22 protein-coding genes and 1 riboswitch are annotated in these 22893 nt (G+C 45.8%); of the genes, 19 read left to right on the forward strand and 3 right to left on the reverse strand.

The genetic code is table 11. The annotated features are described in order from the left end of the window. Positions 1 to 89: 89 nt before the first annotated feature. A complete protein-coding gene (locus BLS15_RS06450; protein ID WP_021253879.1) occupies positions 90 to 2390 on the forward strand; it encodes a type IA DNA topoisomerase in 2301 nt (766 codons plus the stop codon). Between the two features lie 129 nt (positions 2391 to 2519). Here BLS15_RS06450 and BLS15_RS06455 read toward each other — a convergent pair whose 3' ends face one another. Then, the gene (locus BLS15_RS06455; protein ID WP_028533040.1) at positions 2520 to 3278 is read right to left on the reverse strand and encodes an HAD family hydrolase; all 759 of its coding nucleotides are present in this window, start codon (positions 3276 to 3278) and stop codon (positions 2520 to 2522) included. Between the two features lie 84 nt (positions 3279 to 3362). Then, the gene (locus BLS15_RS06460) at positions 3363 to 4286 is read right to left on the reverse strand and encodes an ArsR/SmtB family transcription factor (protein ID WP_021253877.1); all 924 of its coding nucleotides are present in this window, start codon (positions 4284 to 4286) and stop codon (positions 3363 to 3365) included. Positions 4287 to 4409: 123 nt separating this feature from the next. Between BLS15_RS06460 and BLS15_RS06465 the strand changes: the two genes are divergently transcribed. The 12 genes from BLS15_RS06465 to BLS15_RS06520 all read left to right on the forward strand — a co-directional run bounded on the left by BLS15_RS06465 (position 4410) and on the right by BLS15_RS06520 (position 17102). Next, positions 4410 to 5591, forward strand: a complete 1182-nt coding sequence (locus BLS15_RS06465; RefSeq protein WP_021253876.1) for an MFS transporter — start codon at positions 4410 to 4412, stop codon at positions 5589 to 5591. A 118-nt stretch (positions 5592 to 5709) separates the two neighbouring features. After that, entirely contained in the window at positions 5710 to 6438 is a 729-nt protein-coding gene (locus BLS15_RS06470) for a phosphonate ABC transporter ATP-binding protein (RefSeq protein WP_021253875.1), read from the forward strand. A 124-nt stretch (positions 6439 to 6562) separates the two neighbouring features. Then, a complete protein-coding gene (locus BLS15_RS06475) occupies positions 6563 to 7174 on the forward strand; it encodes a DUF3298 and DUF4163 domain-containing protein (protein ID WP_090510523.1) in 612 nt (203 codons plus the stop codon). Between the two features lie 227 nt (positions 7175 to 7401). Next, positions 7402 to 8703: a hypothetical protein gene (locus BLS15_RS06480; RefSeq protein ID WP_021253873.1), complete on the forward strand. Its 1302-nt coding sequence runs from the start codon at positions 7402 to 7404 to the stop codon at positions 8701 to 8703. A gap of 27 nt (positions 8704 to 8730) precedes the next feature. Continuing rightward, positions 8731 to 9429 (forward strand): response regulator transcription factor, encoded by a 699-nt coding sequence (locus BLS15_RS06485; RefSeq protein ID WP_021253872.1) that lies wholly within the window; start codon positions 8731 to 8733, stop codon positions 9427 to 9429. Then, positions 9408 to 10865 (forward strand): sensor histidine kinase, encoded by a 1458-nt coding sequence (locus tag BLS15_RS06490; protein ID WP_021253871.1) that lies wholly within the window; start codon positions 9408 to 9410, stop codon positions 10863 to 10865. The genes BLS15_RS06485 and BLS15_RS06490 overlap by 22 nt, the downstream gene beginning before the upstream one ends. A gap of 191 nt (positions 10866 to 11056) precedes the next feature. After that, positions 11057 to 11572: a response regulator gene (locus tag BLS15_RS06495; protein ID WP_021253870.1), complete on the forward strand. Its 516-nt coding sequence runs from the start codon at positions 11057 to 11059 to the stop codon at positions 11570 to 11572. 46 nt (positions 11573 to 11618) lie between these two features. Continuing rightward, complete coding sequence (locus BLS15_RS06500; protein ID WP_090510527.1) at positions 11619 to 13460, forward strand: HAMP domain-containing sensor histidine kinase; 1842 nt, start codon at positions 11619 to 11621, stop codon at positions 13458 to 13460. Positions 13461 to 13644: 184 nt separating this feature from the next. Further along, the gene (locus BLS15_RS06505) at positions 13645 to 14430 is read left to right on the forward strand and encodes a transporter substrate-binding domain-containing protein (RefSeq protein ID WP_021253868.1); all 786 of its coding nucleotides are present in this window, start codon (positions 13645 to 13647) and stop codon (positions 14428 to 14430) included. A gap of 152 nt (positions 14431 to 14582) precedes the next feature. After that, positions 14583 to 15239, forward strand: coding sequence for an amino acid ABC transporter permease (locus BLS15_RS06510; protein WP_021253867.1), 657 nt, complete (start codon positions 14583 to 14585; stop codon positions 15237 to 15239). Further along, complete coding sequence (locus BLS15_RS06515) at positions 15232 to 15954, forward strand: amino acid ABC transporter ATP-binding protein (protein ID WP_021253866.1); 723 nt, start codon at positions 15232 to 15234, stop codon at positions 15952 to 15954. Before BLS15_RS06510 ends, BLS15_RS06515 begins: the two co-directional genes overlap by 8 nt. Positions 15955 to 16213: 259 nt before the next feature. Next, positions 16214 to 16382: riboswitch (cyclic di-AMP (ydaO/yuaA leader) on the forward strand. A gap of 9 nt (positions 16383 to 16391) precedes the next feature. Continuing rightward, positions 16392 to 17102 carry a 3D domain-containing protein gene (locus BLS15_RS06520; RefSeq protein WP_021253865.1) on the forward strand — a complete coding sequence of 237 codons (711 nt, stop codon included), beginning with the start codon at positions 16392 to 16394 and terminating at the stop codon, positions 17100 to 17102. An 85-nt stretch (positions 17103 to 17187) separates the two neighbouring features. Here BLS15_RS06520 and BLS15_RS06525 read toward each other — a convergent pair whose 3' ends face one another. After that, positions 17188 to 18360 carry a polysaccharide deacetylase family protein gene (locus tag BLS15_RS06525; RefSeq protein WP_081676915.1) on the reverse strand — a complete coding sequence of 391 codons (1173 nt, stop codon included), beginning with the start codon at positions 18358 to 18360 and terminating at the stop codon, positions 17188 to 17190. A gap of 393 nt (positions 18361 to 18753) precedes the next feature. On the opposite strand from BLS15_RS06525, the gene BLS15_RS06530 reads away from it, so the two are divergent. From BLS15_RS06530 to BLS15_RS06555, 6 genes are all read left to right on the forward strand, one after another. Further along, on the forward strand, positions 18754 to 19455 hold the full coding sequence (locus BLS15_RS06530; RefSeq protein ID WP_021253863.1) for a dihydroorotate dehydrogenase electron transfer subunit: 702 nt from the start codon (positions 18754 to 18756) through the stop codon (positions 19453 to 19455). Continuing rightward, positions 19436 to 20371, forward strand: a complete 936-nt coding sequence (locus BLS15_RS06535; protein ID WP_021253862.1) for a dihydroorotate dehydrogenase — start codon at positions 19436 to 19438, stop codon at positions 20369 to 20371. The genes BLS15_RS06530 and BLS15_RS06535 overlap by 20 nt, the downstream gene beginning before the upstream one ends. Before the next feature lie 45 nt (positions 20372 to 20416). Further along, positions 20417 to 20764: a prenylated flavin chaperone LpdD gene (locus BLS15_RS06540; protein WP_090510532.1), complete on the forward strand. Its 348-nt coding sequence runs from the start codon at positions 20417 to 20419 to the stop codon at positions 20762 to 20764. Positions 20765 to 21057: 293 nt separating this feature from the next. Then, a complete protein-coding gene (locus tag BLS15_RS06545; RefSeq protein WP_021253860.1) occupies positions 21058 to 21735 on the forward strand; it encodes a PspA/IM30 family protein in 678 nt (225 codons plus the stop codon). A gap of 180 nt (positions 21736 to 21915) precedes the next feature. Then, positions 21916 to 22347: a DUF350 domain-containing protein gene (locus BLS15_RS06550; protein WP_021253859.1), complete on the forward strand. Its 432-nt coding sequence runs from the start codon at positions 21916 to 21918 to the stop codon at positions 22345 to 22347. A 31-nt stretch (positions 22348 to 22378) separates the two neighbouring features. Next, positions 22379 to 22885: a DUF4178 domain-containing protein gene (locus tag BLS15_RS06555; protein ID WP_072728439.1), complete on the forward strand. Its 507-nt coding sequence runs from the start codon at positions 22379 to 22381 to the stop codon at positions 22883 to 22885. Positions 22886 to 22893: the final 8 nt, after the last annotated feature.

The raw sequence follows: 22893 nt of genomic DNA on the forward strand, positions 1-22893 counted from the left end.
GAATAATAGAACATAGTAACGTTAGTAAGAAGCTGCGCTTATTCTCACATGCGCGGCTTCTTCTGTTGTGTATGGAAAGAGGTGGTAGGATGAAGACACTTGTCGTGGCTGAGAAGCCTGATATGGGACGAAACATCGCTTCTGTCATCGAGCCAAGGGGCCGTAAGCATCGGACGCATATTGAAGGGGATCACTACATCATTACATGGGCAATCGGCCATTTGCTCGGATTGGCAGAGCCGCAAGCCTATGATGCGAAATATAAACGATGGAACTTCTATGATCTGCCGATTCTACCGAATAGCTTCAAGATCGTGGCGGAACGCCGCACAAAGGATCAGTTGAAAATGATCGGGGAGTTGGCGAAACAATGCGATACAATCGTGAATGCGTGCGATGCTGGGCGCGAGGGGCAATATATTTTCGCTCTAATTCAACAGCATTATAAATGGAAGCAGCCTGTTAAGCGCTTATGGATATCCGACCTGACAGCAGACACGATTCGCCGAGGATTCGAAGAGATGAAGGGTGCAGAGTATTATGAAGGGCTTACAGCTGCAGCAAGAGCCCGAAGTCAGGCAGATTGGATTATTGGGATGAACGCTTCTCGCGCCTTTACAACGAAGCACAAGGCACTATTGTCGGTTGGACGCGTTCAGACACCAGTCCTTGCGCTTATTTATGACCGGGAGCAGGAGATTGCGGCGTTCCAATCCGAATCCTATTATGAGGTTACAGCTGTATTTCAGCAGGGAGATACAACTTATAAGGGAACTAGACAGGGCGACCGAATTACGGACGAGCAAAAGGCGACTGAGATTGCTGACAAAGTGAGAGGGAAGAGCGGACGAATTGCCGACTACCAGATCAAAGAAGGCAAGGAGTATCCGTACAAGCTTTATGATTTAACACTGCTGCAGCGGGATGCTAACGCGCGTTTTGGATTCTCGGCGAAGAAGACACTGGATATAGCCCAAGCATTATATGAGAAGCACAAGGCGATTACGTACCCGCGGACGAACTCGAACTATGTGACGGAGCAAAATATTGGTGGCATGCATCAGGCGCTCAAGATGCTAATGAGTATGCCGGGTTATGCGGACTTGGCGGCGCAAGCAGAACCGAGTCGGGTTCATAAAAATAACCGCAGCGTGTGCAACCCAGACAAAGTTGAGGATCACCATGCCATTCTGCCAACGACGAAGCGCCCGGGCACCTTATCGCCTGAAGAAGGCAAAATCTACGACTTAATCGTTCGTCGCTTGCTGGCGCACTTCTATCCAATTGCAGAGTATACCCTTTATACGGTGTTAACCGAGGTCGAGCAGGAATCATTCAAGACGAGCATGAAGCAATGGCGAATACGGGGCTGGAAGCTCCTATATGATCATGATAAGGAGAAGTCCCGCACTAAGCGTTCGAAAAAGAAAGATGAGGATGAAGGGGATTCTCAATCATCCTCGGATCAAGTAGAGGAACTTAACGATACGGAGCAGTTCAACCTAGACAAGAATCAGCCTGTGCATTGTCGCGAAGCGGAGATGGCTGCCAAGGCAACACAGCCGCCAAAGTCTTATACAGAGGGCACATTGCTGAAGGCAATGGAAAGCGCAGGGAAGCACCTGGATAATGAAGAGCTGCGTGAAGTAATGAAGGATGCAGGGCTGGGAACCCCTGCGACGCGGGCGGCGACAATTGAACGGCTGAAGCAAGTCGGATATATCTTGATGACTGGCAAACGTCTTACACTCGCAACCAAAGGTAAGACAGCTGTTGAGCTGATTCGCGGGGCAGGGGTACATCTTCTAACCTCACCAGAGATGACAGGGCAATGGGAGAGACGATTAACGCAGATTGCCAGAGGAGAGGCATCGGAAGATGTATTCATGGAAGCTGTGCGCAAGTTCACGCTTCATGTCATTGATTGTGTCGGCAAGCAAAGCCCTGTATCAGCCGAAGTTCTAGCATTGATCGAATCGGACAAGTCATCCAAGGGGAGAGGCAAGCCGCAAACCAGCGCCAAGACATCGAAGAGCTCCAAAGTGAAGGGTTCGGCGACGCAAGCTTCTGGTTCTAGCCGCTCATCAGAAGGAAGCGGACAACATGCAGCACCTGAAACCTTCGGCATATGTCCTCGTGAAGGCTGTGGCGGTACGATCATTGAAGGGCGCAAGGGGTTCGGCTGCTCGAACTATAAGCTAGGCTGCAAGTTCGTTGTGTGGAAAAAGCAGTTGGCTACAGGGAAGACGATATCTCCGGTGATGATGCGTGAGCTATTGGAGAAGGGAAGCACGAAGAAGCTTAGCTTTACCAGAGGAAGTGCAGCGGTGAAAGGAAGATTGGTTCTAGCCAATCGATCAACTGGGGATTTGAAAGTGGTTGAAGAATAGCGGAACACGAATATTCGTTTCTCCATTAGAAGCATACATGAAGAAGCCATATGCCCGCCCCATAGGGTGGAAACGAGACAGCATGGCTTCTTCATGTTGTGTTCCGGATTGAACTTGGGTCTGCTTGATCTAGCTCAGCTTGGAAGCGAGCAGCCATTCCTCGATAACACGAGGTACGTCAGCAAGCTTCTCTAAAGTGTACAGTGCTCCTTGGGGCTCGATCTCAATGTCAATGACGTTGTAGAGCCACTCATTCGGACGCTTTAAATAAATGGCATGAAGTCCAGCTAAGAGGGCGGGCTGCACATCTGTCCGTACGGAGTTGCCGATCATCCATGTATTGGCAGGTGAGAAGCCTTGCTCCTTCACAATCTCTGCTAATGCTTCAGCTGTCTTATGCTGACGAATGAAGATGCGATCTCCGAAGTAGGCGGACAGCTTCATTTGGTCAATCTTGCGCTGCTGGATAACAGGCTCGCCGCCTGTATACAGGTACAATTCATGACCTTGATCACGAAGCAGTTCTAGTGTTTCAACCATTCCTGGATAAGGCTCAATTTCCATGTCATACACGCTAAGTCCGAGCTTCCAGAGCTGTTCCTTCTCCTCTTCAGAGGAATCTCTGCCTGTCAAGTTGCACAAGTGGTCGTACGTATCAATGAAGGAACGAGGGAAATGCTCGCTCTGAAACCCGTTTTTCTGTACGCCAGCGATGTCGAACTTAGATTGGACGGACTTGATTTCTTGCGCGCTCATGTTCGATGAGTTGAACCAAGTCGTCATCGTATCCAAAAATTGATGAATGACAATGTCAAAGTATTTGTTGCAATAAATGAGCGTGTCGTCCATGTCGAACAGTATTGTTTGTTTTGGCATTGATGTAGTCAATGTGATTTCCTCCTTGCGCCTTTCAGACATGACAAGCGTCAGGAGGATAGCGATAACCTTCCATTACGCATACTTTGTCAGTCGTTACAATTGTACTTGCACATAATCTTCTAGAAATACGGACAAGTCGGACAACCCTTCCCGACGAAGGGCGATGGATTCCGAATCGCCGTCCCAATAGGTACGTATGTATCCAGCGGATCGAAGAACGGCCAAATGATGCTTCACGGTTCCTTTGGATAATGAGAGATGCTGTTGGATATCAGCGAATGAGCGTGAACCTTGACTAACGAAACGCAGCAGCTGCAGCCGTTCTTGGTCAGCAAGCGCTTGCGTCATGCGAAGCAGGCTGTGAGACGGCACGCAATCATCTTCAGCGGGCTCGTCAACCGCGTACAGGACAAGCAGCTTGTTCTTAAACGTGCACGTATTGTTCATAGGACGATAGTGCCACATTGGGGCAAGAATGCATTCGCGAATATGATTCTTCTCATCACGAATGACGATGCCATTCGTTGCAACTTCGACAACTTCTTCTGGAGTTATTTTGCTCATTAAGAGTCGCTTCTCATCCGCATCTTGCAGCAAAATAGGCTCCCATTGTGGCAAGGTGTGCGAGATGTAATGCTCATACCAGCATTTCAATGCGGGTACATAATATCGTTGGCAATCATCTCTGGTGAGCGAAATCTCTAGCAGGCCATACTGCTCCTGAACGTGCTTCCATTGCTGATCAGTTGTCTGTTCCAGATGCTCGATGTACCCTGTAATATGACTGCCGCCTGTATATTCAAGCGCTATAGCATACAGCATGTCATAATCCGTTAGTGAATAACGCTTCACCTGACGAGCATGCTCCTCCCATTCACTGGGCATCATATGCTCTGCTTGACGTACCCACGTCATGCCGTTGTCAACATTGCGAATCCATTTGCGGTGTACAAATAGCATGAAGCTTCCAATAAGTTCATATACCGATGAACAGTCGATACGAACATGATAGGTCATGCCTGCGTAGCCTCCTTGGTAATGACAATGAATGTCTACATTTATTATGAATTGTATTGCATAGCATTGTCTACTATAATTGTGAAATGTTCATTTGATAGAGATAAATGGGGAGGTTTAAGAATGGCATCTTGGCGGAACACGACAGATTCCCCAACTTGGAAATTTATAATTCTGATTATTGTTGTTATGATTACAGGTCTTAGTCAGGGGTTATTGCTGCCCTTACTTACGATCTTCTTGGAGCGAATGGGGGTTCCATCCGATCTGAATGCATTGAATGCTACCGCCCTCTACTTAGGGGTATTCTCCATGATGTTCCTAGTAGAGCGGATACTCATTCGGCTCGGCTATAAGAAAATGCTGCTTGCCGGTATGGTGTCGGTTACGATCGCACTAGCGTTATTTCCGTTCTTCCCGAACATTTGGGTATGGTTCGTTCTGCGAATTGTTGTTGGTCTAGGTGACAGCGCGCTGCATTATGCGACACAGCTGTGGGCCGTGTCAGTCAGTCCAGCGAATCGACGGGGAAGAAACATCTCCCTATATGGGATGGCGTATGGGGTAGGCTTCAGCTTCGGGCCATTAGGCATTAATTTGTTGTCTATCCATGATTCAGCACCGTTCATCGCGATTGTTCTCCTGTTCCTTATTGTTATGGCAATTGTATATGTGAAGCTGCCAAATGAAGAAGCTGCGATGATGAAGGACGGATCGAGACCGGAGAAACGCTATCGCCGTTCCTACCAATGGGCCTGGTTCGCTCTGATGCCAGCATTCCTATACGGTTACATGGAAGCCTCGATGAATAGCAACTTCCCTGTATACGCGCTTCGTCTCGGCATGGAACAGCATTGGATATCGTATTTGCTTCCATTCTTCGGGATTGGGGGACTTATTCTTCAGCTGCCGTTAGGCATGCTTAGCGACCGCATCGACCGCAAAAAAGTATTGATGGCATGCGGTATCTTAGGGGGATTAGGGTTCCTTATCATCCCGTTTGTGGGTACGAACATCTGGGGAATTCTCATTATGTTCATGCTCGTTGGAGGCTTGGTTGGTTCTTTCTTCTCATTAGGGCTCGCGTATGCAGCAGACATATTGCCTAAGGAATATTTGCCGTCCGCTAACGTGATTGCATCCATTCACTTCAGCTTAGGGAGCATCATTGGGCCGAATTTAGCGGGCATTGGGATTCAATACGTATCAATTGGAAGCATGTTCTACTTGCTCGGGGCTTGGTATATTGGATTCTCACTACTCGGCTTCATCTTCAGACGGCGCAATAAAACGCTTGCAAGTTAGGGGCTACCTTCCTTACACTATAGAGTACATGTTCGTGAATCGCTGCGCACACATAAAAAGTCTCTCGCAGCAATCAAGCAGCGAACTGCCATTGTCGGAATGGAGAGGAGTCTTGACGGTGATTAGAGTAGATCAGTTAGTGAAGCAGTACCCTCCTGAACAGAAGGTATTGAAAAATATTAGCTTCGAGGTGCAGCCGGGCGAGTTCATTGGTGTAGTAGGTGCGAGCGGCAGCGGGAAGTCGACACTGCTGAAATGTTTGGCGCTTCAGGAGAGATGGACAAGCGGCAAATTTGTCGTTGACGGTGTGGATATCTTCGCGCAGCAGTTGAGCGGAAGACGCAAGGTGAAGCGGGAGTTCGCATACTTGGAACAGAACCCAGTGCTGTCGGACAATCGCAAGGCATTGAAGAACGTCTTAATCGGACGCTTCCATCAAACTCCGTTATGGAGAATGGCTACCGGAATGATACGCTCAGACGACTACATGGGGGCAATGGATACCATTGAACAGCTTGGCCTATTGGACAAGGCCCATAAGAAGTGTAGTGATCTGAGTGGTGGGGAGAAGCAGCGGATTGCCATTGCCAGGGCGCTTGTACACGGAGCAGACGTGCTGCTTGCAGATGAGCCTGTTCTCGGACTAGACCCGCAATCGGCTGAATCTGTATTGTCGACATTCCGAGACCTGTGCACGAAGCAGCGCAAGATCGTTATTGCGGTATTTCATCAGGTTGAACTAGCAGAGAAATTCGCTACACGATTGTGGGGACTTCATGACGGCACTATCGCAGTCGATGTGAAGGGCAGACGGCTTCTTCAATCAGAGAAGGCTCTCATATTATAATGAAGATTGGGAAAAAGTAAATAGGCAATTGTCACGCCATCTCTTATGAATGCATATGTTGAATGGAAGGGAAGAATGTTCTTTTCTTACCGAATTCACGCATTCGTAGGAGGTGGCTTTATTTATGCTGTATCCATTGCCGATTCCGATCGAGCCTCATGTTATTCGCAAGCCGAACCTGGAGGTGTACGTTCCTGTCGTTGTGGATCCGAAGCATCCACAAGCGGCGGAGCGTATGAATCATACCATACAAAATCAGGTCAGGGAATTAATTCGAACTTCCGGCTATGAGGAAGATCCGAAGAATATTCAGGTTCAAGGTTGGTACGAAATCAAATTAAACGAAAGAGGATACCTTAGTCTTACTTTAAGTATATATGACTATCCCTATCATGCAGCCCATGGGATGACCTATCAGCGTGGGTTGACCTTTGAGACAGAGACAGGCAAGCTGATAAAGCTACCTGATTTGTTCAAGCCGGGGGCCCCTTACGTAGACGTGTTGTCTAAGCACGTCGCCGCACAGATTAAAATGCGAGATATCCAGACGCTAGAGCCATTCAAATCGATTCGACCGGATCAGGATTTCTATATGACGGATAAATCGCTCGTTCTCTTCTTCCAGTTGTACGAAATTGCGGCGTATGTATATGGATTTCTGTACTTCCCGATATCTGTATACGAGTTAAATGACATTAAAGCAGATAATGGCATTATCGATAAGTTGTCATACTAAGCATCGAAGAAAGCATCGAGGCTCAAATATAGTGCGAAGCATGTGTGCTGAGCAAGGAGGATGTTTTCTTTCCAATGAATCATCGCTTTGTCACGGGTTTGTCACCATTAGGTGACTCTTTTTTTTTATAATGAGAGAGTATGCCTGTAAATAGGCTACATAGATGATAAGTAATGTGTTTCGACGAAATAACGAATAATAGAAGCATCAAAGGAGGAATGGCATGTATGATAAAAAGCCGAACAATACGAAAAGCATCGCTACTCCTTCTACTGGCTAGTGTCATGTTAAGCGGCTGTCAGTGGGTTCAAGACCCCAAATCCATGCTTAAGGAACCACGATTGTCGACAGATAAAGCGAATTTAAAATCGATTATTGACTCCCAAAAGCCTGAAGGAGCAAATATCATCCGGCCGCGCAATGCAGACGATCGCAGCACGATTCGCATTGCGGATTTGAACAATGATGGCAAGGGTGAGGCGATTGTATTCTATGAGACGCCAGACAAGGAAGTTCGAATCCATGGTATGATCTTTAAATCGGATGGTGACACATGGACGAAGGTATTCGACTTCGATGGTGAGGGTACTCAGTTGGACAGGGTAGAGCTAGTTGACTTGACAGGTGATAAGAGTCTTGAGCTTGTGGTAGGTTACGGCAGCAATGACCCGAAGCTGAATAAGGGACTTGTTGTGTATCGATTCACAGACACAGAGATGGTTAGACTGTTCGAACAGCCGTATTCTCAATTCGTGATCGATGATCTGGATCAGAGCGGTAAGAATCGATTGTTTATATTGAATAACCGCTCAGGTCAAATACCTGTCCTCTTTTCATTCGATTACCAAAACGGCAGGATGGTTAAATTTCATGAGTTGAAGTTATCAACTGGTACTAATGCGTACACGAATATGGTGTCTGGATTTATATCAAAAGACCGTAAAGGACTCGTGCTTGATGCGGATGCAGATGCAGGGGCCAACAACTATATATCAAATATTATTGGAATGAATAAGGATCACATGCTTGAATCCCTATTGCAAGAGGGCTTAACTGACAACAAAAGGATAGATATTAAGAGCTCTGACATGAACGGCGATGGCATTATTGAGATCGGTATTCCAGAGCAGCCTCACGGCTGGGATCTGTATCAATCTCATGAAATCCCTTATTTTACGAACTTCTTCCAATGGGATGGACAGCATGGCTTGAAGTTAGTGGAGAAGCAATATCGCGACCATATGGATCGCTTCCATTTGACTTTCCCAAAATCTTGGTATGGACGTGTGACTGTGGATACAAAATCGAAAAAAGATGAAATGCTCCGCTTTGTCGATCTTCATACGAACGAAACATTCGCCATTATCCGATTCTTTACACCGGAGGCATGGGAGTCTTATAAGGAAAAATGGACATACCTCAGTTCGTTTGGTGACAAGATTATCGGCATTTACAGCAAGGAGCCACTGAATGCGAAACAAGGGGTTCCTAAAATGCCAGAACTAGACAAAAGTGATAGTGATTCTTAAAGGAAATGAAGTAAGGAGATAGTAGAGATGACGAAAATACTCATTCTTGAAGATGAAGAATCAATCCGCAGCTTTATTGTCATTAATTTAAAGCGCAATGGATTCGATGTGGTGGAAGCAGATAACGGCAATGATGCTTATCAAATGATCATGAGCGATCCGACGATAGATATCGCACTACTAGACGTGATGGTACCGGGTATTGATGGCTTTGAGGTGTGCAGACGAGTAAGGGAACAGAATGAGCGGCTCGGAATCATCTTCCTGACTGCTAAGGTGCAGGAACAGGACAAAGTATATGCCTTATCTGTTGGTGCGGATGATCATGTGAGCAAGCCGTTCAGTCCTACTGAGCTCGTTGCGCGCATTCAGTCCTTGCTGCGCAGGGTCAGCTCTTATCAGCACACTACCCAGAAGGTAGTGTATCAATCTGGTCCGTTCTCACTTGATTTAATTGCGAAGCGATTTACCAAAAATAATCAAGCAATCGATTTAACTCCTACGGAATTCTCGCTGGTACAGTTTTTCATGGAGAAGGAAGAGATGACATTAAGTCGAGACGTACTGCTTGATCATGTATGGGGCAAGGATTATATGGGTGATCCTAAGATTGTGGATGTAAACATTCGCCGTTTGCGTCAAAAAATTGAGGATGAGCCATCATCACCAAGATTTCTTGAAACGGTATGGGGGCACGGGTACAAATGGAAGGGAACAACTCCTTGATTAAGCCGGGCATACGCCGCTCGGTAGTCATGCATTACTTCATCGTCGTCTTTATGACGATGCTGATGCTGGAAGTGGTCTTTCTCATCTCGGTGCGAACGTATTATTATGATTCAGTATCCAGCAATTTAACTAACCATGCATCCGTAACGACGAAATACTATCAGCAATATATAAGTCTTAGTTCCAGTGAAGATGATCAAGGCATATTGCCGGAGCTGCTCGAATTATTCAAATTGCCGGGCGCCGAGGTGCAAATTCTGGATCGGACTGGGAAGGTGCTTATCTCCTCCAGTGGGTTCCGAATTGACAAGCCGATCAACTCACTCGATGTGATTACTGTACAGCAGCAAGGGAAGCTGGAACAATGGATCGGCAAGCAGCCTGGAACCGGTGAGTCGATAATGGCTGTGTCTGCTCCATTGTTAGAGAGAGGCGACATCAGCTACATTGTCAGACTTGTCACCTCACTAGAAGTAGTGAACAGTCAGTTGAATAGCATTGTGCTCGTGTCTATACTGGTTTCGATTACGATATTAATCATTGTATTAGTGATTAGCCTTGGGCTGGCGAATTCGATCGTGAAGCCAATTAATGAGATTACGGCTGTATCCGCTCAGATGGCGCGGGGACGATTCGATGTCAGAGCCAAGGATGGATATAAGTACGAGCTTGGGGAGTTGTCTAAGACACTCAACTTCATGGCTCATGAGATTGTGCGAAGCAACCAATTAAAGAATGACTTTATCTCATCGATCTCTCACGAATTGCGGACTCCATTGACGGGAATCAAGGGATGGAGCGAGACCTTGCTGTCTGGTCCGTTAGATGAAGGGGAGACGAAGCTGGGGTTGAACGTTATTCATAAGGAAACGGATCGCCTAATTGGTCTTGTTGAGGAATTGCTCGACTTCTCGAAGCTGCAGGAGAATAAATTGCAGTTCCACTGGCGGCAGGTATCCATCGCGACAATTATCGAAGATACGATCCTGCAAGTGAGAATGAAAGCAGAGAAGAAGCAAATTCGATTGGAGGAACGCGTCAGAGGCAACGAGCAAATTCTGAATGCGGATCCGAATCGATTGAAGCAAGTATTCCTGAATCTGATTGATAATGCGGTCAAGTTCTCCCCAGAAGAGTCGGTGATCACGATTCATACGTCGTGGGATGCGGAGAAAGTGGTTGTTCGTATTGTTGACCAAGGAATTGGAATAAGCGAAGAACACTTGACCAAAGTAATGGACAAGTTCTATCAAGTGAATCCTAGTCATGGCGGTACAGGGCTCGGACTGGCGATTACGTACGAATTGGTGAAGGCTCATGGAGGAGAAATGTCCATCGAAAGTGAGCCTGAGGTAGGGACGACGGTTATTGTGACCTTGCCGGTCAACATGCCGATTGAAGCAGATACGATAGAGGAATCTACGGATTTATGATCTCTTCGAATATCATTTGAATTTATACGGCCTTTGCGTGATTAATTCATGCAAAGGTCTTTTTTTCGGGGAAATTAAGAAAATAGCATATCTTACTTCGACAAAACATACTATAATATGTATCATAATCATCCATGATGTTGTCGTAATAACTCGATTGTTGTCGTCCTCATCGGAAGGAGGATAGGATAGTGGAACTATTTTTATTCGTTATATTTTCCGCGTCTGTCCCATTTATTATTTACTTATACTTTGTCATCAAGCAGCGTTCATGTGTACAAGAAGCAGCGGTTACGGTAGATCGTAATGCGCTTATGCATGGACAGATGGACGAAGCTGAAGACGTGACGAGTCACTGCTCCATTCTTGTCGTGGAAGATCAGATGCCTATACGGATTCTATTGAAGGAAGCACTTGATGAACTGCCACTGGAAGTAAGGGAAGCAGAGACGGGAGAGCAGGCGCTTGATTCAATGCGTGCGTGTCCAAGTAAAATTGTGCTCATGGATGTGAGCCTACCGGATATGAATGGCCTGGATGTACTGCATACGGTTCGTACAATGCGTCCAGATACCGAAGTTATAATGATGTCTGCCTATAGCGATGCAGACAAGGTTAACGAAGCGAAGGCGGCAGGAGCGATTGGCTTCTTCTCGAAGCCGTTCGACTTAGAAGAACTGCGCGCGTACATATCATCCAGACTGTAACGGGCTACGATATCTTGTCTTTGACAATTGTTAATCGGAGGATGTTATGTTCAGAACGATACATAGCCAACTAAGCGCCCGGGTAGTGACGACACTAGTGGCTGCGTTGGCCATAATTTTTTCATTTTCGTATGAAGCTGTTCGTTCGATTATTGAGACGAGCATGCAGAACAATTATTTGAATCAAGTTAAGATGGCCGCTCACGATGTTGAAGCGGCCATTCGTCACCACAAGCTAATGGTGGAGACGTATGCGAGGGTCATTCAGGGCATATTCGACACATCTGGGCGAATCAAGGCTGAAGTGAATCAATTGACAGAATGGTATGCATTTCAACCGAAGGACCTCGTATTCGGGTACTGGTTCACCATGCAGACTGGTTCGAAATGGAAGGAGAAATTTACATCCTGGTTTGGTCATGATGAATCCGGTCTGCTCCGTAATTTCAATAAACAAGAACATGTGGACGAGTCACTGCCTCAGTATCGAGATGACCCGCAATACGACTATTATCATGGTTCAGTGAAGAAGAATGGAACCTATTTGACAGCACCATACATTGATCCTTATGTAAACCTACCGATGATATCCGTCAGCACGCCTGTATACGACTCAGGAGGCACACTGCTCGGTGTGACCGGAGTTGATATACGGTTTGGCGATTTGAAGCAGTTAGCAAACAAGCTAAGTGTACACCCCAGCAGCAAGATTCTACTTACTTCCCTACAAGGCAATTTATTATACGACCCAGATGAAGAACGAACGATTTATGACAATATATACACCAATCTTAATGAAGATACAGCGACTTTATTACGCAAAGTAAATGACTCTAAGGAGTCTATTATCATTGATGACTATCGTGGGAACTCCATGTATATATTCTCAATTCCGCTTGAGGAGACGAACTGGAGAGCAATCATTATGCTGCCTGCGGGAGTTATTAGCAACGTGTTGCTCTACGTATGGGTCGTAACCCTAATTACGATCAGTTTACTTATTATTGTGATTTACTTCCTAATAAACTGGTGGATCCGTCGTTTAATCGTGACTCCACTGCATCATTTAGTCGAGGCGTCTCATCGTATTGCCGGTGGGGATTATGACGTGACAGTGAGAATCGAATCCAATAATGAATTTTGCCAGCTCGGCTCAGATATGAATCGGATGAGTGAGGCGCTGCGTCAGAAGGCACAGATGGAGCAAGAAATGAAGCGTATGAGCGCGCTGCAGGTTGTGGGAGAGATGGCTGCCGCGCTTAGTCATGAAATTCGAAATCCGCTAACGACAATCAAAGGATTTCTGCAGCTGCTTCGCAATAAGCCGGAGCATGCGGATGAGCATGTCTATTTCCGTACGATGATGGAGGAAATTGAGCGGGCGAACACGATCATTACGGAGTATTTGACCTTGGCTAGACATAAATTCGTCCAATTTCGTCCTCATTGCTTGAATGAAATCATTACACAATTATACCCGCTTGTGCAAGCATCAGCGTCGGCTCGCTGCCAGGATATCCGCCTGGACATATCACCAGTTCCTTCTATTGAAATGGATGAGAAAGAGATGAAGCAGCTTCTTCACAATCTCATTCGGAACGGACTTGAAGCGATGAGTGAAAACCAGGTGATGACGATTCGAACTCGTATGAAAGGGGATAGGGTTCTTCTATGTATTGAAGATGAAGGGCCAGGCTTCCCAGCCGAGGTTTTAGCCAGGGCAGGAACTTCTTTTGTCACGACGAAGGAGAAGGGGACAGGACTAGGCTTGTCCATCTGCTACAGTATCGTTGAGCGCCATGAAGGAGACCTTATCATTGAATCAGTGCCAGGTCGCACAGTTATCACAATTAGTCTCCCGCTATTCCGCAAGAAGCAAGAAGGATAGTTTGGATGTTGCCATAATTGACCAATGTATTATAAAATGGAAGAGTTATGCGCTAATATTCTACTTTTAAATCCAATTCCTAAGAAATAATGGTTGTATAACTATGCATCTACGTGTATAATGATGTTACCTCACTAAGAGCGAGCGGGGAATATTACACATATACAGAGCGGGGTTGGAGCAAATGAAATCATTAAAAATTGTTGCAGCATGCACACTCATTCTATCATTATTAGTAGGTTGCGGTGCGAAGGAAGACCGTCTAGCAACTGTACAAGAGAATAAAAAGCTGGTACTCGGCACGAGTGCTGACTATCCACCATTTGAATTCCGTAAAACAATCGACGGCAAGGATCAAATTGTCGGTTTCGATATTGAGATAGCGAAGGAAATTGCGAAGGATTTGGGCGCTGAATTAGAGATTAAGGATACATCACTGTCGTCATTGCCTGAGGAACTGAAGACAGGCAAGATTGACATCGCAATCGCGGGCCTAGATCCAACGCCTGAGCGGGAGAATGCAATGGAATTCTCTACACCTTATTACTTGGCGGAAGCAGGGGTTATTGTACGTGCTGCAGACAAGGATAAGTATAAGTCACCTGAAGATTTGAAGGGCATGAAGATCGGCGTACAGCTTGGCTCAACCTTCGAGGATGTCGTTCAGCAAATCCCTGATGCGAAGAAGGAAATGCTGGATAAGGTGAACGACCTCGTTCTTGCACTGGAGTCGAATCGTTTAGAGGCTGTCGTTGTGGAGAAGCCTGTGGCAGCGGCATTTGCTGCGAATCGCAAGGAAGTCGCTGTCGCGCCTGTGGAATTGAAGCCAGTAAGTGAAGGATATGTAATTGGAGTACGCAAGGGCAGTGTGAAACTGCGTGATGAAGTGAATAAGACGCTTGAACGCTTGAAGCAGCAGGGCAAGCTGGATGAATTCATTACACAAGCGGTACAACTGGCGGAACAATAAGATCAGATGGATTGCATCTATATGCGGTCTATACGGATCTCGATGTGATATGTTCGCTCCTCGTGGGAATTCAACCAGTGAGGAGCTTTTTCTCTTTATATAGAAGAAATGCAGATTAACAGTCGTGATAGATAGGGAAGGGGAAGTTTGTCATGTTCGATTGGTTCGACATGTTATGGACGTATAAATTAGGATTTGTATCCGGTGCTGGCATAACCGTGCTGCTATCCGCGATATCCGTTCTGTTCGGATTACTATTGGGAGTGGCCATTGTCTTGATGAGAATGTCTAAAATAAAGCCGCTTAAATGGTTTGCTGTCACCTATATCGAGGTGTTCCGTGGGACACCTCTGCTTGTACAATTATTCATTATTCATTATGGACTTGCAGAGTATGGCGTAGAATTCAGTGCACTAACATCTGGAGCGATTGCTCTATCCTTAAATAGTGGTGCGTATTTGGCTGAAATCTTCCGTGCCGGCATACAATCGATCGACCACGGTCAATTGGAAGCAGCTCGTTCTCTCGGAATGTCAAAACCAATGGGAATGCGCTTGATCGTACTTCCACAAGCGTTCCGCAATGTTATTCCGGCGATCGGCAACGAATTTATTACGATTATTAAGGAGACTTCAATTGTCAGCACCATCGGGATTGCAGACTTGATGTTTGAGACAAATATCGTTCGTGCCAAAATTTATTCAGCGATGGGACCACTGATTGGAGCAGCGTGTATCTATCTCATTCTAACCTTCACTTTATCGAAAGTGGTGGCACGTTTGGAAAGGAAGTTGAGCGAGCATGATTAAAATTCAAAATTTGCATAAATCGTATGATAAATTGGAGATTTTAAAAGGGGTAAATGTCTCTATTGATCGTGGTGAAGTGGTTGTAGTCATAGGCCCTAGCGGATCCGGAAAGAGTACTCTCCTTCGTTGCATTAATTTGCTGGAAACTCCGACACAAGGGGATATCCGATTCGAGGATCAGTGCATCACTGACAAGTCGCACAACATTAACAAAACACGTGAAAAAATGGGGATGGTATTCCAATCGTTCAACCTATTTCCCCATATGACCGTGCTGCAAAATATTACCCTTGCTCCAATAAAGGTGAGACATGTGCCAGAAGCTGAAGCAAATAAACTAGCAATGGAGCTGCTTGGTAAGGTTGGCTTGGCGGATAAGGCCAAGGCATTCCCTAGACAATTGTCCGGTGGACAGAAGCAGCGTATCGCGATTGCGCGAGCACTTGCTATGCAGCCGCATGTGATGCTGTTCGATGAGCCGACATCAGCGCTTGATCCAGAGATGGTCGGCGAAGTGCTTGAGGTCATGAAATCACTCGCCGGAGAGGGAATGACGATGGTAATCGTAACTCATGAGATGAACTTCGCACGTGAAGTGGGCGATCGTATTTTGTTTATGGATGGCGGCAATATTGTGGAGGAAGGTTCTCCAGACCAATTATTTAACCATCCTAAGCATGCTAGAACGCAGGATTTTCTAAGCAGAGTATTGTAAAGAGGTATTGTAAATATATAGGTGTTCGAATAGGCATCCTTAGGGGGTGCCTATTGTTGTTTGCTGAATTATGTAAGCGTTTTCGTTTACAAATCTGAAATATGTGCTATGATGGAAACAGAAAGATTACAAAAATGTCATCTCTGATTACAAATTTGTTATGAAATAAAAAAAATTTGAAGCTTCAATCCATTGGGGGGCGCGGGTTCCAGAGAGTTACCATCATATTCCTGCGCACAGGTTACAAAATTGTGATATGATGCAATCCGAGCCGAAACGACACACCCGTACGGGGGATTATTGACCGGTGTTCGATATTACGAGAACACCTTGGGGTGAATCGCTTATTCCGCAACTTGGAATGGCGTAGGGGAACTCCTTGACCCGAATCCGACAACTAACCCCGCAGGCTAATGCACAGGAGGAAAACAAAACATATGCGTAAAAGAATTACACTAACGATTACAGCAGCTTTACTTGGACTTGCGTCCATTCTTCAAATTTTGCCGGCACAGGCTGAGCCCTATACGGTAAAAGAAGGAGAAACGTTCTATTCAATTGCTAAGAATTACAACATGAGTGTTGAATCCGTATTGTCGGCAAACCCGACAATTAATCCGAAAAATCTGTATGGTGGACTCTCCATCGAACTTCCAAGCCCTGTTGTTCAAAAGTCGGTATTGGAAGGGATGCCAGTCAATAATGCTTTGGGTGTAGCAAAAAATGACGAACAGGCAGTCAAAACGGCTTCGAATAATCAGAAAGCAGCAGTACAACAAGCTGCTCCTAAAAATGTAGTTCAATTGTCCTCTGGACGTACAGCGACATACAAGAAAACGATAAGCATGCGTGCAACAGCCTACACAGCTCATCCGAGTGAAAATGGCAAATGGGGCGCAGTAGATGCATTGGGTAATGCATTGAAACTAGGTACAGTTGCGGTCGATCCAAAAGTGATTCCGCTTGGTACGAAATTGTATATTACGGGATATGATTTCAAACACTTACCGACAGGCGGTATGGTTGCTGTAGCTACGGATACAGGCGGTGCAATCAAGGGGAAAAAGGTTGACATATTTGTACCGGTAAGCAAGAAGACAGGCAACACATTCGGCGTGCAAGACGTTAAAGTATATGTGTTGAAATAATATCTACTATTATATATAGATGTAGATGAATACTTACAATAGCAATTGAACAACAAGCCTCGCCATTATGGCGGGGCTTGTTTTCTTATTCCTTCTTTTCCTTCTGATCTTGGAGTAGATCAGGCAGGGTGACGAATTCATATTTCCGCTCCCTTAACTGCTGAATAATTGATGGGAGTGCTTTCACGGTTCCATGCAGATACCCATTTTGTGTGCTTCCGCTGGCATGCTGCAATACGATGGAACCTGGGCGTACCCCACGCATCACATTTTGCAAAATACGTGAAGCGGTTAATCCACGCCAATCGTTTGTATCTACATCCCAATTGACGACCATGTATCCATTATCTCCTGCCCAGCGCAATTGCTCTTCGTTGATTTCTCCATATGGCGGACGGAAGTATCGAGGCTTATATCCGGTAGACTGCTCGATAATGCGTTCAGTATCCTTCACCTGGTGTTCAAAAGCTGGAAGCGTCAGCTTTGTCAGCAACGGATGATTGTACGAATGATTACCGATCACATGCCCCTCGCGCACCATCCGCTCGACGAGTCCTGGATAAGCCTTGGCACGAGAGCCAACAAGAAAGAAAGTGGCTCGGATATTGTGCTCCTTCAATATATCCAATACAAGCGGCGTAATGCGGTTATCCGGTGCGTCATCGAAGGTGAGCGCAACTTGTCGTTCTCCATGACGCTGCTTCGCATTCAATTTAAAGATATGTGGGTATTTCAACCGTAGTTCCGCAATCGTGAGATGCTGTTTCTTCATCTTATGCATGCTGGAGCGGGATGATTGTGAAGCTTGCGCCGCAGATTGCGACGGGGTTGATTTCTGCCACTTGTGCTGGCGTTCATTCGAAGAGGAAGAACGCTGCTTCTGCTGGCTAGATTCTGACTCTGCCTGCTGCGACTCCAGTCTCTTCTGACTTTTCTGATTATCACGCTCTTTATGCTCAGCTGATATGGTGAATTTAGGCATCTCAAGATGATCCGATGAAGCTGCATTCTCTTGCTTCCCCTTAGCATGTGGGGAATGCATGTTTACAGAGTCTGCCTTGAAGATACGTGGTACTGGATGAGTGCGATCTTGTCTCCACAGACTGTCTGCTGATGAATGGATCGATTCTGACTGATTTGGCTTGCTTGGTGGAAGATTGGGTATGGGAGGCGTTGCTTCCTGCGAACGATGGAAGCAGCCAGTAATACAGAGCAAACAAAGGGATAATACAGATAAGCAGATTCGACAATGTTGCATAGCGCCATTCCCCCATTCCATAAACAGTTCAATGTTCTTGTTATGTCCTTGGGGTGGTAGAAATATGCCCTTCCACTTACCTAGTACGGTAGGGAAATAATCTCATCGACTATAATTGTTAGGATGTTCACTTGTAACTTCTTGCTAATATTCTGAAAATTTGCGAAACCATTGTCATAATTCATACGCTAATGTGACATGGGTCACAGTGGGATGTCAACCAGAACATGCATAGTAGAAGTGTAAAGGTGAGAAAAGCTTATGCATAGGCCATATAGGCAGCAATCCATAAGGTTGTGAATGTGGGCTTTTCTTACGAGCAGGAATCTGCACATCTCAATAAACGTGAGAAGGATGCAGACTGTCCTTACTCGTGAAAAAAGGAGCATACTTGTGTATACGATTCTTTCCAACGAACGCATCTCTGAAGGCATTTACCTCATGACGGTGGAGGGTCAATTTCAAGCAAGCATGGGTCAATTCTTTATGCTGCGGGCCTGGAATACGGCACCTATTCTGTCTCGTCCAATTAGCATCTGCAATTTGGAGAAGGATAGCATCCAGTTCCTGTACAAGATTGCAGGAGAGGGTACGCGTTTAATTGCACAGCTGCGTGATGGAGACCGTATCCAGCTAGAGGGGCCATTCGGCAATGGCTTCCCGCAAGTGGAGGGACGAACTGCACTTATCGGAGGCGGTATTGGCATTGCACCCTTATTATATACGGCGAAGCAGTTGGATAAACCGGATATCTATCTTGGCTTTCGAGGGCAATCCTATTTAACGGAAGCATACGAACCTTACGCGAATGAGTTGGTTGTCCGTGTAAACGGCAACCTCCTAGATGACGTGGACTTAAGTAAATACGATAATGTGCTGGTGTGTGGTCCATTGGGAATGATGAAGGCAGTTGCCTTGCAAGCAGAAGGCTTGGATACGAAGGTGTATGTATCTTTTGAAAAACGTATGGCCTGCGGAATCGGGGCTTGTTATGTATGCTCAGTAAAGAATAAAAACGGCAACCGCAAAGTATGTGCGGATGGACCTGTATTTTTGGCGGAGGAGGTGGAATGGCATGCGGAACTTAGCTTGTAATGTAGCCGGCATTCCGTTCAACAATCCGATCGTGATGGCATCGGGAACGTTTGGCTTTGGGCAAGAATATGCCAAATTATATGATATTAACAAGCTGGGGGGCATCTCCTGCAAAGGACTCACCCTACATCCACGTCTAGGGAATAACGGAACCCGGGTGTGGGAGACACCAGGCGGCATGATGAATAGTGTTGGGCTTGAGAATCCTGGTATCGATGCATTTTTGGAAGAGGAAATGGAATTCTGGGAAACGATTGAGCCCGTGAAGATTGCCAATCTTGGCGGCAGTAATATAGAAGAATACGTCCTCGGGGCCTTGAAGATAACGAAGGATGCAGAAGAGCGGCGCAAAGCACGTGTTCGGGCTGTTGATATGATAGAATTGAACATTTCATGCCCGAATGTGAAGGAAGGCGGTATTGCCTTTGGTGTGAAAACAGACGTTGCTCGTGAGGTCATTCGCGAAGTACGGCAAGTCACTTCACTGCCGCTTGCTGTGAAACTATCGCCGAATGCTGAGAATATTGTAGAAATGGCCGTGATGTGTGAAGACGAGGGAGCAGATTGTGTCTCTTTAGTAAATACGTTCTCGGGAATGAAGATTGATATTTATCAGCGGCGCAGTGTTTTTTCCAATACGTACGCGGGCTTGTCTGGGCCGGCTATTAAGCCAATAGCGCTGCGCATGGTTCATCAGGTGTCCCAGCATGTATCTATCCCCGTCATGGGCATGGGCGGCATCGCCTCTGCTTCGGATATTATTGAATTTATTATGGCCGGGGCTGAGGTGGTTCAAGTAGGCACATACAACTTCATGAACTTGCGTGCTGGCGAAGAGTTGCTTGCTGGTCTTCTAAGCTTCATGGAAATGGAGAACATTCAAAGTCTGGATGAGATTCGCGGCATTATTAAGTAAGGCCTTCTGGACAAATGTATTTCATTAAAGGGGGGCTCTGAATACATGCAGGAGCAACGACCGGGTGCAGACATAACCATTCAATATCGCAAAATTGGGCGAGACTACCTGTTCATCATTGCCGGGGGAGACGAGCATATTGGGGCGGTATCTACCGCATATAGGGATCCGAGTACGGATGAGCACGAATGGGTTGTGCAGACGAATAGAGTTCCTGGGCATAAAGAATATGTACTGACAGAGCCAATGGCTAAGCAAGCGGCGAGTCAGCTTCAGGCTACGGTTACCGTATGTGCAGGGATACATTATGATAATCTAAGTTCGGCACATATTGATGCAGTTGTTGATCATGCGTGGTCACAATTTTTGCTTATGCTGTCCACCCTTGATTAAATAATCACAATGGTTAAAATACGGAGAAGAAGATTGGGCAATCCTGATCTTCTTCTTTTTTTATGGCTACCTACGAGTCATTATGTAGAGAAAGTATGAATGGAATGAAGATTTCTTTAAGCAGCGAGAGGAGTATACAATTTTCCACATTTCCGTATACAATAGAGATATGATTTTTTTGTTTTTTTGAAACAACTTCGGAACTGATTCGTATGAATGTGTAATGAAACATAATATTGAGCTGATGGGTATTTTGTTTCAATGGTTATGTACACAAAGGAGGAAACAATACAATGTCCGTATTTAAACGTTTGCGTGATTTAACGATGTCTAATATTTATGCCTTGATCGAGAAGGCGGAAGATCCAATTAAGATGACAGATCAATACTTACGTGACATGCAAGAGGATTTGGAAGAAGCAGAACGTGCAGTAGCCCAGCAGATCGCCATCGAGAAGCGCTTCAAGCAGTCCTATGAAGAGCAAGAAGCACTTGTGAACAAGCGTGCTGAGCAAGCAGCAATTGCAGTACAGGCCGACAATATTGAATTGGCACGCCGCGCTCTGGAAGAGAAGAAGGCAGCAGAAGCGAAAATGAACGAGTACAAAGCGAGCTATGATCAGAACAAAGCTTCAGCAGACGCTCTTCGCGCGAAGCTGGAAGAAATGCGCAAGCAGTACACAGATATGAAGAACAAACGCGAAACGTTGGTCGCTCGTTTCAACGCTGCGAAGGCGCAAACGGAAATCAACAAAGCAATGGCGGGATTCAGCTCCGATACTGCGATGTCAGGCTTGAAGCGTATGGAAGATAAAATGCTTCAAATGGAAGCTCAAGCAGAAGCAAGCAACGAAATCCGTGGAGCGGGAGGCAAGTCGCTCGATGATGAGTTCGCGAGCTTGACGAAGGATAAAGGTGTCGAGGATGAATTGGCAGCTCTGATGAAGAAGTACGACAAATCTGCCGAATAATCGGATACAGAAGACGCTTGTTATCTGTGTTACAAGCGTCTTTCTTTATTCTTGTACATGTATATGGGCTCGTTAATGAAATAAAATGAAGAGAACACACTTTTACACGAGATTGCCGATTCTGGACAAACTGCTGTGTAAGCAGGCTTTCGTCCAAAGGGCAATGGGGGAGGATTCGAATTGAGTTTCGGATTAGAAAACTGGTCAGTCCTGCTGGAGAATGTGCCGCGTATTGCGGTGTGGACAGCGATAGGAGCGGTGCTCTTATTCATTCTCATGATTGTAGACTCCTTGTTTACAGGTTATAAGGATGTCCATGAAATGAGACAAGGCAATGTAGCGGTAACGACTCGCTTTATTATGAAGCTGTTCTCGCAAGGCTATATTTTATCTAGTTCTATTCGTGTCGCTTACAGCTTAGGCGAGGCATTGTTGATGTCTCTCTTCTCATTTGTCATATTGCTTATTCTAGAATTGCTAATCCGCTTGTTGTTCCGTACTGTATTCAACATGAACTTGGAAGAGGGAACTAAGCAAGGCAATATGTCGTATGCACTCGTGGCTGGTTCGCTGCATGTGGTTGGTGCGTTAATTATTGCAGCCTGCATATAACAAGGGATTCAACAGGAAGGAGGCAGAACTAATGAGCTTATGGAAACGCATTAAAAATATTATGGCGAAGCCGGAAGCACCTCAACCAGAGAAAACGCCCTCTACACTTGGCCCCGGGGATATTTGTGAAATCTCACTCGTCAGTTATGAAGTTATTGGCCGTACAGATTGGCGTACACGCAATTCTGCATGGCTGACACTAAGAGACGGATCACACATTAAATATTTATTCGTGGAGCAAAGAGAGCAGGCCTATTATAGTCTGTACGATTCTATTGACGGACGTCTGGATGATGTAGAGGAAGTTCCTACAGAAATTGAACTGGATGGTAAGTGGTATTACATGGAAGACCAATATAACGGCAGAGTCGTGTGTACAGGACAAACGCCATTTGGCGTATCTGGGGAGCAGTACGTGTGGCATTATCAAGCCGATGATCGTAAGCTGCTTCGCATTGAATGGCAGGATGGACGATTCCAGTTGTATGAAGGAGATTCCGTCATATCCGCCGACGTACGTATTCTGCGCGGTTCTTAAGAGGCGCC

The sequence above is a fragment of the Paenibacillus sp. cl6col genome (assembly GCF_900102125.1).
GTDB classification, from domain to species: domain Bacteria; phylum Bacillota; class Bacilli; order Paenibacillales; family Paenibacillaceae; genus Paenibacillus_B; species Paenibacillus_B suaedae.